13 protein-coding genes are annotated in these 13,388 nt (G+C 66.8%); 11 read left to right on the top strand and 2 right to left on the bottom strand.

Going from position 1 to position 13,388, the window contains the following annotated elements:
• The 4 genes from ACFW0B_RS00240 (at position 1) to ACFW0B_RS00225 (ending at position 4,536) form a co-directional block, all read left to right on the top strand.
• A complete protein-coding gene (locus ACFW0B_RS00240) occupies positions 1 to 1,167 on the top strand; it encodes an acyl-CoA dehydrogenase family protein (RefSeq protein WP_449145960.1) in 1,167 nt (388 codons plus the stop codon).
• 10 nt (positions 1,168 to 1,177) lie between these two features.
• Positions 1,178 to 2,230, top strand: a complete 1,053-nt coding sequence (locus ACFW0B_RS00235; RefSeq protein WP_449145959.1) for an acyl-CoA dehydrogenase family protein — start codon at positions 1,178 to 1,180, stop codon at positions 2,228 to 2,230.
• Between the two features lie 118 nt (positions 2,231 to 2,348).
• A complete protein-coding gene (locus ACFW0B_RS00230) occupies positions 2,349 to 3,497 on the top strand; it encodes an acetyl-CoA C-acetyltransferase (protein ID WP_449145958.1) in 1,149 nt (382 codons plus the stop codon).
• 163 nt (positions 3,498 to 3,660) lie between these two features.
• Positions 3,661 to 4,536: an SDR family oxidoreductase gene (locus ACFW0B_RS00225; RefSeq protein WP_449145957.1), complete on the top strand. Its 876-nt coding sequence runs from the start codon at positions 3,661 to 3,663 to the stop codon at positions 4,534 to 4,536.
• 189 nt (positions 4,537 to 4,725) lie between these two features.
• On the opposite strand, the gene ACFW0B_RS00220 is transcribed toward ACFW0B_RS00225, so the two are convergent.
• Positions 4,726 to 5,514 carry a cysteine hydrolase family protein gene (locus tag ACFW0B_RS00220; protein ID WP_449145956.1) on the bottom strand — a complete coding sequence of 263 codons (789 nt, stop codon included), beginning with the start codon at positions 5,512 to 5,514 and terminating at the stop codon, positions 4,726 to 4,728.
• 191 nt (positions 5,515 to 5,705) lie between these two features.
• On the opposite strand from ACFW0B_RS00220, the gene ACFW0B_RS00215 reads away from it, so the two are divergent.
• The 7 genes from ACFW0B_RS00215 (at position 5,706) to ACFW0B_RS00185 (ending at position 12,199) form a co-directional block, all read left to right on the top strand.
• Positions 5,706 to 6,671, top strand: coding sequence for a GlxA family transcriptional regulator (locus ACFW0B_RS00215; RefSeq protein ID WP_449145955.1), 966 nt, complete (start codon positions 5,706 to 5,708; stop codon positions 6,669 to 6,671).
• Positions 6,672 to 6,843: 172 nt separating this feature from the next.
• Positions 6,844 to 8,001, top strand: a complete 1,158-nt coding sequence (locus ACFW0B_RS00210; protein ID WP_449145954.1) for an acyl-CoA dehydrogenase family protein — start codon at positions 6,844 to 6,846, stop codon at positions 7,999 to 8,001.
• Entirely contained in the window at positions 7,998 to 9,185 is a 1,188-nt protein-coding gene (locus ACFW0B_RS00205; protein ID WP_449145953.1) for an acyl-CoA dehydrogenase family protein, read from the top strand. The genes ACFW0B_RS00210 and ACFW0B_RS00205 overlap by 4 nt, the downstream gene beginning before the upstream one ends.
• Positions 9,186 to 9,199: 14 nt before the next feature.
• Positions 9,200 to 9,982: an SDR family oxidoreductase gene (locus tag ACFW0B_RS00200; protein ID WP_449145952.1), complete on the top strand. Its 783-nt coding sequence runs from the start codon at positions 9,200 to 9,202 to the stop codon at positions 9,980 to 9,982.
• 2 nt (positions 9,983 to 9,984) lie between these two features.
• Entirely contained in the window at positions 9,985 to 10,443 is a 459-nt protein-coding gene (locus ACFW0B_RS00195) for a MaoC family dehydratase (RefSeq protein WP_449145951.1), read from the top strand.
• Positions 10,444 to 10,596: 153 nt separating this feature from the next.
• A complete protein-coding gene (locus tag ACFW0B_RS00190; RefSeq protein ID WP_449145950.1) occupies positions 10,597 to 11,799 on the top strand; it encodes an acetyl-CoA C-acyltransferase in 1,203 nt (400 codons plus the stop codon).
• A gap of 10 nt (positions 11,800 to 11,809) precedes the next feature.
• A complete protein-coding gene (locus ACFW0B_RS00185; protein ID WP_449145949.1) occupies positions 11,810 to 12,199 on the top strand; it encodes a nuclear transport factor 2 family protein in 390 nt (129 codons plus the stop codon).
• Positions 12,200 to 12,365: 166 nt separating this feature from the next.
• On the opposite strand, the gene ACFW0B_RS00180 is transcribed toward ACFW0B_RS00185, so the two are convergent.
• Positions 12,366 to 13,139: an SDR family oxidoreductase gene (locus ACFW0B_RS00180; RefSeq protein ID WP_449145948.1), complete on the bottom strand. Its 774-nt coding sequence runs from the start codon at positions 13,137 to 13,139 to the stop codon at positions 12,366 to 12,368.
• Positions 13,140 to 13,388 lie beyond the last annotated feature (249 nt).

The raw sequence follows: 13,388 nt of genomic DNA, 5'->3' as shown, positions 1-13,388 counted from the left end.
ATGGAACTGACCTACACAGCAGAACAGCAGGCCTTCCGTGAGGAGGTTCGCGCCTGGATGGCGGCCAACGTGCCGGCCCGGCCGTTGCAATCCTTCGACTGCGAGGAAGGCTTCCGCCAGCATCGCGCCTGGGAAGCCAGGCTCAACGAAGGCCGCTGGGGCATGGTGACCTGGCCCAGGGAACTCGGCGGCCGTGGCTGCGACCTGATCGAGTGGCTGATCTTCGAAGAGGAGTACTACCGCGCCGGCGCCCCGGCCCGGGTGAACCAGAACGGTATCTTCCTGCTCGGCCCGACCCTGATGGAGTTCGGCACCGCCGCGCAGCAGGAACGCTTCCTGCCGAAGATGGCTACGGGCGAGGAAATCTGGGCCCAGGGCTGGTCCGAGCCGAACGCCGGTTCCGACATGGCGGCCATCCGCTGCCGCGCCGAGCGCAAGGGTGACGTCTACGTGATCAACGGGCAGAAGACCTGGTCCACTCGCGCCGTCTGGGCCGACTGGCTGTTCGGCCTGTTCCGCAGCGACCCGCAGTCCAGTCGCCACCACGGCCTGACCTTCATCCTCCTGCCGCTGAACAGCCCCGGCATCACCGTGCGCCCGATCCCGCAGCTCAACGGCCTGCCGGGCTTCGCCGAAATCTTCTTCGACGACGTGGAAGTGCCGGTGGAAAACGTGCTGGGCGGGGAGGGCATGGGTTGGCATGTGGCGATGTCCACCGCCGGCTTCGAACGCGGCCTGATGCTGCGCTCGCCAGCGCGCTTCCAGGAAACCGCGCGGCGCCTGGTGCAGCTCTACCTGGCCAACCGCGAACAGGCGGACCTGGACCCGGCCATCGGCGAAGCGGTGATGCGCGCCTGGATGGATGCCGAGGCCTACACCCTGAACACCTACATGACCGCGTCGCGGCTGGTGAAGGGCGGCAAGATCGGCCCGGAATCCTCCACCAACAAGATCTTCTGGTCCGAACTGGACCTGCGCATGCACGAGACGGCGCTGTCGATCCTCGGCCGGCGCGGCGAACTCCTGCCCCACGCGCCGGATGCCGGCGACGTCGGCCACTGGCTCGACGGCTTCCTCTTCGCCCAGGCCGGGCCGATCTACGCCGGCACCAACGAGATCCAACGCAACATCATCGCCGAGCGCATGCTCGGCATGCCGCGAGCCTGAGGAGCGCGCCATGGACTTCACCTTCAGCGACGACCAACTGCTGTTCCAGGACAACGTGCGCGCCTTCCTCACCAACGAAGTGATCCCGGAGCGCATCCGCGAGCTGTGGCGGAGCGAGACCGGCCGCAGCGATGAACTCTGGGCCCAGCTCACCGAACTGGGCCTTACCGCCATCACCGTGCCGGACGGTTTCGGCGGGCTGGACATGAATGAGCTGGACTTCATCCTGCTGGCCCAGGAGTGCGGCTACGCCGGCCTACCCGAACCACTGGTGGACACCATGCTGGTGGGCGTGCCGATGCTTGCCTCCCTGCAGGGCCAGCTCGACCTGCAAGGCGAGTGGCTGACCCGTATCGCCGAAGGCAAGGCGCGCCTCGCCGTGGGGGAACCGGGCTATCCGCTGGTGGCCGACGCCCATGTGGCCGACCTGCTGCTGCTGCCCCATGGCGACGAAGTGCATGCGCTACTGCCCGCGCAGGTGCAGCTCACCCGCAATGAGTCGGTGGACCCGAGCCGCCAGCTGTTCCGCGTCGACTGGACGCCGAGCGCGCAGACCTGCGTGGCCGAAGGCGAGCAGGGCCGGGCGCTGTGGGCCGCGGCGAAGAACCGTGGCGCACTGGGCACCGCCGCCCAGTTGCTGGGCCTGGCCAAGCGCATGGTAGACCTGGCGGTGGACTACAGCTTCGAACGCAAGCAGTTCGGCAAGCCGGTGGGCTCCTTCCAGGCGGTGAAGCACCTGATGGCCAACGTCGCGGTGCTGATCGAGTTCGCCAAGGGCCCGCTCTTCCGCGCCGCCCATGCCGTCGCCAACGGCCGGCCGGAGCAGGACATCCTGGTTTCCCACGCACGCATCGCCTGCGCCGAGGCGGCGCTGCTGGCGGCGAAGAACGCCATCCAGACCCACGGCGCCATGGGATACACCTGGGAAGTGGACCTGCAACTCTTCATGAAACGCGCCTGGGCCCTGGATAAGGTCTGGGGCGACCGCGGCTGGCACAAGGCACGGGTACGCGAGGCATTGTTCGAGGGCCGCATCCAGCCCGGCGCCGGAAACACCTTCTGACCACGCCACAACAACCTGTAGGAGCGAGCTCTGCTCGCGAAGCTTTCCGGTATTGCCTTTCGCGAGCAGAGCTCGCTCCTACGAGCACGCCCTTTATTGATTGCAGCGAGACCAACCCATGCCCGAAGCCTACATAGTCGACGCCCTGCGCACCCCCACCGGCCGGCGCAAGGGTGGCCTGAGCCAGATCCACGCCGCCGACCTCGGCGCCCATGTGCTGCGTGAACTGGTAACGCGCAACGCCATCCCCGACGCGGACTACGACGACGTGATTTTCGGCTGCGTCGACACCATCGGCCCGCTGGCCGGCGACATCGCCCGAACCTGCTGGCTGGCCGCCGGCCTCGACCAGGCCGTGCCCGGCACCACCATCGACCGCCAGTGCGGCTCGTCGCAGCAGGCGGTGCACTTCGCCGCCCAGGCGGTGATGAGCGGCACCCAGGACGTGGTGATCGCCGGGGGCGTGCAGACCATGACGCAGATTCCGATTTCCTCGGCCATGAGCGCCGCCGAGCCTTTGGGTTTCACCGATCCCTTCTCCGGTTCCGAAGGCTGGGTGAAGCGCTACGGCAAGGAGCCGCCGACCCAGTTCCGCTCGGCGCAGATGATCGCCGAGAAGTGGGGGCTGAGCCGCCAGGCGCTGGAAGCCTATGCCCTGGAATCCCATCGCCGCGCCCTGCATGCCATCGCCGAAGGCCGCTTCGCCCGCGAGATCGTCCCGCTGGCCGGCGTCGAGCACGACGAAACCCCGCGCCAGACCAGCCTCGACAAGATGGCTGAACTGGAAACCCTGTTCGGTTGCGACCGTGTTACCGCTGGCGTGTCCAGCCAGACCTGCGACGGCGCGAGCGCGCTGCTGGTGGTTTCCGAGGCTGCGCTCAAGCGCTACAACCTCAAGCCCCGCGCCCGAATTCACCACATGAGCGTGCGCGCCGACGACCCGGTATGGATGCTCACCGCCCCGATTCCCGCCACCGAGTACGCCCTGAAACGCGCCGGCATGAAGCTGGAAGACATCGACCGCGTGGAAATCAACGAAGCCTTCGCCTCCGTCGCCATGGCCTGGCTCAAGGAAACCGGCTACCCCTTTGACCGCACCAACGTCAACGGCGGCGCCATCGCCCTCGGCCATCCCCTGGGTGCCACCGGCACCCGCCTGATGTGCACCCTGCTGCACGAACTGGAACGCAGCGGCGGCCGCTATGGCCTGCAGACCATGTGCGAAGGCGGCGGGCAGGCGAACGTGACCATCATCGAACGGCTCTGACTTCGCTGGCCCTCTCCCCAACCCTCTCCCGCGAGCGGGAGAGGGGGCTGTCCGTGCAGCGGTTGAATCCGGCACGGCCTGCTTATCTCCCCTCTCCCTTCAGGGAGAGGGGCTGAGGGAGAGGGCCGCTAGCCCCAAATCCAGACTCACCGGAGAACCCCACATGCCAATCTGCCAAGACCGCTCCGTCATCATCACCGGCGCCGGCGGCGGGCTGGGCCGGGCCTATGCCCTGGCCTTCGCCGCCGAAGGCGCCAAGGTACTGGTCAATGACATCAACCTGCCGGCCGCCGAAGCCGTGGTCGCAGAAATCCGTGCGACTGGCGGAGAAGCCATCGCCAACAACGGCGACATCACCCACTACGCCGCAGCCGGCGAGATCGTGCGCCAGGCCATCGAGGCCTTCGGCGACCTGCACGTGCTGGTGAATAACGCCGGCATCTGCCGCGACCGCATGTTCGCCAGCCTCACCGAAGCCGACTGGGATGCGGTGATGGCGGTGCACCTGAAGGGGCATTTCTGCCTTGCCAGCCATGCCGTGAAACATTGGCGCGAGCAGTCCAAGGGCGGTGCACAGGTCAAGGCGCGGATCATCAACACCAGCTCCGGCGCCGGCCTGCAGGGCTCCATCGGCCAGTCCAACTACGCCGCCGCCAAGGGCGGAATCGCCTCCCTGACCCTGGTGCAGGCCGCCGAGCTGGCGCGCTACGGCATCACCGCCAACGCACTGGCCCCGGCCGCGCGCACCGGCATGACCGAAGAGGTGTTCGCTGAGTTGATGAAGCAGCCCGAAGACGGCTTTGACTATTTCGCCCCGGAAAACGTCGCGCCGCTGGTGGTCTGGCTGGGTTCCGAAGCCTCCCAGGCCGTCACCGGGCGCATGTTCGAGGTGGAAGGCGGCAAGCTCTCCGTCGCCGACGGCTGGCGCCGCGGCCCCGAGTTCAACAAGGGCGCGCGCTACCAGCCCGGCGAAGTGGGCGAAGTGGTCGAACGCCTGCTGGCCGAAGCCGTCCCGGCGCAGAAGGTGTACGGCACCTGATCCCTGTGGGGGCGAATTCATTCGCTAAGGGCAGCGCAGCTGCCCCAAATGGCCTGCACGCAATAGCCCCCGTAGGAGCGAGCTCTGCTCGCGAACAACCCCGTCCAGCCAAAGCTCGAATCACCATTGACTGCGGCACGGGAGCCGCATGGGCTCCCGTGCCGGGTCGGTCGATTGATCGGCCCGTGGTCAGCGGCCTTCGAGCTTGTCCACGACTTCGCCCGTGGTCACCACGTCGTTTGCGATGTAGCGGTAGTTGACCAGTGCGCTGCCGTATCCGTCTCCGTCGGGAAGCTTCGGACCGGCGACGGCGTCACGCACCACGACCACCTCGAAACCGCGCTCCAGGAACTCGCGAAGGTGTGATTCGACACACAGGTTGGAGGCCATGCCGGCAAGGACGATCTTGTCGATCCGCTGCTTGTGCAACTGCAGCATCAGGTCGTTGCTTTGCGGGCCGTACAACTTGTGCGGCGATGCGACGATGGTCTTGCCGTCTTCGATGAAGGGTTTGAACTCGGGCATGAAATCGGCACCCGAGTTTCGGAATCCGTCCAGCGTCAGGGCTCCCTTGCGATCGAAGAGGCCAAGTTTGTGCTGCACCGTCTCGGCCGGTGCCTCGTACTTCCACTTGTGGTCGTGGGGGTAGTAGTAGTGCGGCGAGATGGCCACGGTCGCCCCGGCCTTCTTGAAGGCCTTGAAAAGCCGACTCAGGTTCGGCACCAGGTGCTGCTCGCTGACGCTCTCGCCGAAGACCTTCCAGCCCGCACCCTTCGGACTCATGAAGTCGATCTGCGGATCGATCACGACCAGCGCGGTTCGGCTCATGTCCCATTCAAAGGTCGACGCCGGAAGCGCCGGATCGACCGGATCGGCGTAGGGGTTTCCGGCGGCGAAGCCGATGCCGGGCACCGTCAGGATCGCGCCCAGCAAGGCGGCGTAGATCATTTTCCCGGGGTGGGAGCTGTTGAAGGTCATTTGCGTATCCTCGGAAGTGGGGGTGAGGCCAAGGTACGGCGAGGAAGCGTAACGAAAAGGACGTTTATCCCTGGATTTCGGTCGCAATCTCGCGCTGTCGGACTAAGTCCGGGCCTCGTTCTTCCTCCGTTGACCATCTGCAAAGGGGCGGCGTCTAATGACGTTTCTGCCAGGCTTTTGGCAATCGAATCATGCCGCGCCACGTCTGCTTCCTGATCTACTCGGGCTTCGTTTTGCTGGACCTGAGTGGCCCACTGGAAGCCTTTTCCAACGCAAACCGCCTGCGCCCTTCGGGCTATCGATTCACGGTCGCTTCGCTTGACGGCGGACTGATCAGCACCTCGGACGGACTGCAGGTGGTGACCGATGCATTGCGGGATGTCGAGAGCCTCGACACGCTGATCATCGTTGGCGCGCCGGCGGCTCCGGTGGGGGACTGGATAACGCCGATGGCGGCTGCGATCCGGCATATGTCCACGCGTTCCCGCCGCATCGCCAGCGTCTGTACCGGCGCCTTCGTGTTGGCCGAAAGCGGCCTGCTCGATGGCCGCGTCGCGACTACGCACTGGCACTACGCGCCGCAATTGCAGGCACGCTATCCCTCGCTGCGCGTGGATGGAGATCGGATCTGGACCGAGGATGGCAATGTCTGGACGTCCGCGGGGATGTCGGCTGGCATCGACATGACCCTGGCCATGATCGAGCAGGACCTCGGCAAGGAGGTGGCACGCTTCGTCGCACGCATGCTGGTTGTCTACTATCGGCGGCCCGGGGGGCAGTACCAGTTCTCTTCATTGCTGGATTTGGACCCGGGCTCGGATCGCATCCGCACGGTGCTGAGCTATGCGCGCGATCACCTGCGCGATGACCTGTCCGTTGAGCGTCTGGCAGACGTGGCGCACATGAGCGTACGTCAGTTCGGCCGTGTGTTTGCGGCCTCCGTCGGCGTGACGCCGGCCAAAGCGGTCGAGCGGCTGCGTATCGAGGCAGCGCGGCCACTGGTCGAGGACGGACATCGGCCGTTCGAGGAGATCGCCAGGGCTGTTGGATTCGGCGATGCCGATCACATGCTGCGCTGCTTCGTGCGTGTCATCGGGCGGACGCCACAAGAACTGCGCCGGAGCGCTCGCCAAGCCAAAGAAAAAGGTCCCACGTAACAACCGCCGCAGGAGCGAACTCTGCTCGCGAGCAACGCCATACAAATCCGCCCCGCCTGCACAATTACCCCGCCACAACGAGCATTTCCCTCGTCGTCCATCCGGACGATTCCCCGCTGCCGCCGAGCCGCCAGACTGCTGCCCAGCCCAGGAATCACAAGAAGGCAGCCTTATGGAATTCGCGTTCAGCGATGAGCAGGAGATGATCCGCGAGTCCGCCGAGAGCTTTCTCGCGGACGTTTCCGATTCCGCCGCCGTGCGGGCGGCCATGGCCTCTGAATTGGGTCATGACCCCGAGCTCTGGCAGCGGGTGTGCAGCGAGATGGTCTGGCCGGCCATTCATATCCCCGAAGCCTATGGCGGTCTGGGCCTGGGGTTCGTCGAGCTGGCGATCCTGCTGGAGCAGATGGGCCGTCGCCTGTTCTGCTCACCGTTCTTCGCCAGTGCCTGCCTGGCCACCCCGGCATTGCTGCTGGGAGGCAACGAGGACCAGAAGGCCCGCTGGCTGCCGCAACTGGCTGAGGGCAGCCTGACCGCGACCCTCGCCTATGCCGGCAACAACCGCAATGGCCTCGACGCCGTGCAGGCCAGCGTCCGCGAAGAGGGCGAAGGTTTCGTCATCGATGGCAAGCTGCGCCAGGTGATCGACGGCCACAGCGCCGGGCTCTTGATCGTGGCGGCCCGTGGCCGCGAGGGCATTGGCTTGTTCGCCCTGCCGGCAGACACCCCCGGTATCAGCCGCCGCCTGACTCCCACGATGGACCAGACCCGCAAGCTGGCCGAAGTCGAACTCAACCAGGTTCAAGTCGCTGCCGATGCCCGTCTGGGCACTCCGGGGCAGGGCGGTGAGTTGCTGGAGAAAGTGCTGCAGCTGGCCTGCATCGCCCTGGCCGCCGAGCAGACCGGTGGCGCCCAGCAGTCCCTGGACCTGACCCTGGCCTACACCGCCGAGCGCCAGCAGTTCGGCCGCGCCATCGCCAGCTTCCAGGCCATCAAGCACCGTGCCGCCGACATGATGCTGGAGGTGGAGTGCGCGCGGTCGGCGGCCTGGTACGCCGCCTGCGTCGCCGAAGAAGTCCTCTCGGCCAATGGCGACAAGGGCGTCGCCGCCGAGCTGCCGCTGGCCGCCGCGCTGGCCAGGTCGCGCTGCTCGGAGGCCTTCTTCCACTGCGCGGCGGAATCCATCCAGTTGCACGGCGGTGTCGGCTTCACCTGGGAGTACGACCCGCACCTCTACTTCAAGCGCGCACGGGCCAGCGAGGCGCTGTTCGGCGCGCCGTCCTGGCACCGCGAGCGCATCGCCACCGCGCTCCTGGGGGAATACGCATGAAGATCAGATTCAGTGAGGCGGACGAAGCCTTCCGCCGCGACGTGGCCGGCTGGCTGGCGGACAACCTGTGCGGCGAGTTCGAGCCGCTGCGATTCCGTGGCGGGCCGGGGGACGAACACAGCTTCCCCGAGGAGCGCAAGGCCTGGGAACGCAAGCTGGCCGAGGGCGGCTGGACCTGCGTGGGCTGGGCGCCCGAGTACGGCGGTCGCGGCCTGTCCATCAGCCAGCAGGTGATCTTCCACGAGGAATACGCCCGCGCTGGCGGCCCCGGACGCATGGGGCACATCGGCGAGGGGCTGGCCGGCCCGACCATCGCCGCCTTTGGCACCGAAGAGCAGAAGCGCCGCCTGCTGCCGGGCATCGTCGCCGGCACCGAGTTCTGGTGCCAGGGCTACTCCGAGCCGGGCGCCGGCTCGGACCTGGCGAATGTGAAGACCCGCGCCGTGCCGGAAAACGGGCAGTGGCGCATCAGCGGGCAGAAGGTCTGGACTTCGCTCGCCCACGAGTCCGACTGGTGCTTCGTCATCGCCCGTACCGAACCGCGCAGCGTCGGCCACAAGGGGCTGTCGTTCCTGCTGGTGCCCATGCACCAGCCGGGCATCACCGTGCGTCCCATCGAACAGCTCACCGGCACCTCCGAGTTCAACGAGGTGTTCTTCGACGATGCCGTGACCGACGCAGCCAACCTCCTCGGCGCGCCGGGCGACGGCTGGAAGATCGCCATGGCGCTGCTGGGCTTCGAGCGCGGCGTGTCCACCCTCGGTCAGCAGATGCTGTTCCACAACGAGCTGGAAGAGATCATCCGCATCGCCCGGGCCAACGGCGCCGCTCGCGACCCGCTGCTGCGCCAGCGCATCGCCCAAGCCTGGGGCGGGCTGCGCATCCTGCGCTACAACTCCCTGCGCATGCTGTCCGGTACGCAGGACGGCTCGCTGCGCCGCGAGGCGATGATCTACAAGCTGTGCTGGGCCAACTGGCACGTCGAGCTGGGCAAGCTGGCCATGGACGTGCTCGGCGCCGACGCCGAACTGCTGGAAGACGGGCCGTACCAGCTCGGCCGCCTGCAGTCGATGTTCCTCTTCAGCCGCTCCGACACCCTCTACGGCGGCACCAACGAAATCCAACGCAACATCATCGCCGAACGCGCGTTGGGCATGCCCCGCGAGCCGCGCGTGCGCGCCTGACCCGAGGACCTTGCATGAGCATTCCCACCTACGTTCCCGGCCACGGCCTGCTGCGCGGCAAGTCGGTGCTGATCACCGCCGCCGCCGGTGCCGGCATCGGTTTTTCCGCCGCCCTGCGCGCCGCCGAGGAAGGCTGCCGCGCGCTGATGATCAGCGATATCCACGAAGGCAGGCTGCAGGAAGCGGCGCTGAAGATTCGCGAAGCCACCGGCCTCGACCAGGTGTACAGCCAGGTCTGCAACGTCACCCACGAAGAACAGGTGCAAGCCCTGGTGGCCGCCGCCGAGCGCGAACTGGACGGTGTCGATGTGCTGATCAACAACGCGGGCCTGGGCGGTTCGCGACTGCTGGTGGAAATGAGCGACGAGGAGTGGCATCGCGTCCTCGACGTCACCCTCACCGGCACCATGCGCATGACCCGCGCCATGTTGCCGAAGATGATGGATCGCAGTCGCGGCGTGATCGTCAACAACGCCTCGGTGCTGGGCTGGCGCGCGCAGAAGGAACAGAGCCACTACGCCGCCGCCAAGGCCGGCGTCATGGCCCTGACCCGCTGCGCGGCGATGGAGGCGGCCGAGCGCGGCATCCGCATCAACGCGGTGAGCCCGAGCATCGCCCTGCACGACTTCCTGAAGAAATCCGCGGCCAAGGAACTGCTGGATCAACTGGCCTCCCGCGAAGCCTTCGGCCGCGCCGCCGAGGTCTGGGAAGTGGCCAACGTGATGATGTTCCTGGCCAGCGACTACAGCTCCTACATGACCGGCGAAGTGCTGTCGGTTTCCAGCCAGAGGGCCTGAGCATGGCGATGATCTTTTCGACACCGGCGGAACTGCTGGAACACGTGGGTGAACAGCTGGGCCGCAGTGACTGGATCAGCATCGAGCAATCGCGCATCGACCAGTTCGCCGAAGCCACCGGCGATCACCAGTGGATTCACGTCGACCCCGTCCGCGCCGCCAGCGGCCCCTTCGGCGCCTGCATCGCCCACGGCTACCTGACCCTGGCCCTGGTCAACCTGTTCCTGCCGCAGATCATCGAAGTCCGCGGCATCTCCATGGGGGTGAACTACGGCTGCGAGAAGGTGCGCTTCCCCAACGTTGTCCGCGTCGGCAGCCGCGTGCGCGGCAGCGCCCAGCTGGTGGCCGCCGAGGAAGTGAAGGGCGGCGTGCAGGCGACCATCCGCGTCAGTGTGGAGATCGAAGGCGAGGAGCGGCCTGGCTGTGTGGTGGACACCATCAGTCGGTATTTCCCGGCCTGATCCCGCTTTTCCCTGTGGGGGCGAATTCATTCGCTAAAGGGCAGCGCAACTGCCCCCTTCAGTTCTTGCAGGGCAGACCTTCGGTCTGCATAGCGAATGAATTCGCCCCCACAAAGAAGCCGTAGCCGGCCAACGAATTTCGAGGACAACGCAATGAAAGAAGCCGTAATCGTATCCACCGCCCGCACTCCCATCGGCAAGGCCTTCCGGGGCGCCTTCAACGACACCGAAGCGCCACTGATGGGCGGCCATGTGGTGCGCGAGGCGTTGATCCGCGCCGGTGTGGAGCCGGGTGAGGTGGATGACGTGATCATGGGCGCCGCCGCCCAGCAGGGCACCCAGGCCTATAACCTCGGCCGCCTCTGCGCGGTGGCCGCCGGGCTGCCATCCAGCGTCGCCGGCATGGCGGTGGAGCGCCAGTGTTCCTCGGGGCTGATGAGCATCGCCCTGGCTGCCAAGAGCATCATGTGCGACGAGATCGACATCGCCGTCGCCGGTGGCCTGGAGTCCATCTCCCTGGTGCAGAACAAGCACAAGAACAGCTACCGCAACCAGTCCGAAGCGGTGCTGGCGCAGGACCCGCGCGCCTACATCCCGATGATCGAGACAGCGGAAATCGTCGCCGAGCGCTACGGCATCTCTCGCGAGGCCCAGGACGAATACAGCTACCAGAGCCAGATGCGCACCGCCCTGGCCCAGAGCGCCGGCCTGTTCGATGCCGAACTGGCGCCGCTCACCGTGCGCAAGCTGGTGGTGGACAAGGCCAGCGGCGAAAGCCGCCACGAATCCGTGACCCTGACCCGCGACGAATGCAACCGTGCCGACACCACCCGCGAAAGCCTGCGCGCCCTGGAACCGGTGTGGCAGGGCGGCCAGTGGAGCGGTGCCGGACGCTTCATCACCGCCGGCAACGCCTCGCAGCTGTCCGACGGTGCCAGCGCCTCGGTGCTGATGAGCGCGCAAGAGGCGGCGCGCCGGGGCCTGGAGCCGCTGGGCATCTACCGTGGCCTGGCGGTGGCCGGCTGCGACTCCGACGAGATGGGCATCGGCCCGGTGTTCGCCATTCCCAGGCTGCTCAAGCGCCACGGACTTTCCATGGATCACATCGGCCTGTGGGAGCTGAACGAAGCCTTCGCCTGCCAGGTCATCCATTGCCGCGACACCCTGGGGATTCCCGACGAGCGCCTGAACGTCAATGGCGGCGCCATTGCCATCGGCCATCCGTTCGGCATGTCCGGCGCGCGCATGGTTGGCCACGCGCTGATCGAGGGTAAGCGCCGCGGCCTGCGCTACGTGGTGGTGAGCATGTGCATCGGTGGCGGCATGGGCGCCGCCGCTCTCTTTGAAGTTGCCTGAGGAGCCTCTGATGATCAGTCCGCAACAGATCCAGGAAACCATGGCCCGCTATGTCGAACTGGTGGATGCCTGCGATATCGACGGCATCGTCGCGCTCTACGCCGCCGACGCCACCGTGGAAGACCCCATCGGCAGCCCACCCCATGTGGGCGTCGAGGCCATCGGCCGCTTCTACCGCGAAGGCCTGGGACGCGCCAACGCCCGTGCCCGTCGCACCGGCCCTGTCTCGGCCAGCCACGCCGGCAGCGGCGCGGTGCCGTTCTGCGTGGATCTGGTGTGGAACGGCGCGCCGTGCTCCATCCAGGTAATCGACGTGATGGAGTTCGACGCCGAAGGCCGCATCCGTTCGATGAAGGCCTACTGGGGGCAGGCCAACCTGGTGCCGAGGGAGGCGTCATGAGCCTCGAGGCGCGCATCGCCGGGCACTGGAAGGTCGTCGAGACGGTGTTCCGGGCGCATTCGATGGTGGAATCCGCGTAGCACATTCGATGGGTTTCGCTTCGCTCGACGCCATCCTGCGGGCACGCTTCCGCAGGATGGGTAGAGGTACGAAACCCATCAGCGCTTCAATTGACGCCGGACGCCGCAAGAAACGCCGGCTTCTCCCCGCCGCCATGCACGCAGATATCCGCGCCGCTCACATAGCTGGCCAGCGGTGACGCCAGGTACAGGCAGGCATCGCCAATGTCCTGCGGGCTGGCCATGCGCTGCAGCGGAATCCCCGCTGCCACCCGCGCCACGCCTTCGGCATCGCCGTAGTGCAGTTCGGCTTGTTCGGTGAGGATCAGCCCCGCCGTCACGGCATTCACCCGTACCTTCGGCGCCCATTCCACGGCGAGCGAGCGGGTCAGGTTGAGCAGCCCGGCCTTGGCCGCGCCGTAGGCAGCGGTGCCGGGAGAGGGGCGGGTAGCGCTGACGCTGCAGATATTGACGATGGCGCCGCCGCCCGGCTGTGCCTGCATGACCCGGTTGGCCAGTTGGGCGAGGTTGAGCGGCGCCAGCAGGTTGAGGCGGATGATGGATTCGGAGAAGCGCGGCGAGGCCGTGGCAGCCTCGGCATGGGGCGCGCCGCCGGCGTTGTTCACCAGCACGTCGAGGCGGCCGAAGCGGTCGACGATGGCGTCCACCAACTGCTGCAGCTGCTCGATGTCGCGCACGTCGCAGGGCAGGAAGTGCGCCTCGCGACCGGCATGGCCCGGCAGCTGGTCGGGGGCATTGCGGCCACAGATCACCACCTCGGCGCCGCAGGCGAGGAAGCGCTGGCTGATGCCCCGTCCCACGCCCTTGCCGCCCCCGGTCACCAGTACCACCTTGCCGCTGAAATCCATTGCATCGCCCATGGCTGCCTCGTCTGTCGGTTGTCGATGGGCAGAGGCTAGGGCGGGCAGGGCGGGGTGCCTACGTCCGGGAGGACTAGGGCGATGTGGGAGAAATGGCCTGTAGGGGCACTCCTTGTGGGGGCGAATTCATTCGCTAAGCAGACCGATGGTCTGCCCTGTAATGCCCCCGGGGCAGCTGCGCCGCCCTAAGCGAATGAATTCGCCCCCACAGAGAAGCAGTCCGCCGGTGCCTGCTAGTCCTCTCGGACG

Origin of the sequence: Metapseudomonas phytobenefica (assembly GCF_043392685.1) — a bacterium.
GTDB lineage: Bacteria > Pseudomonadota > Gammaproteobacteria > Pseudomonadales > Pseudomonadaceae > Metapseudomonas.
This window is presented reverse-complemented; position numbering and strand designations above follow the sequence as displayed.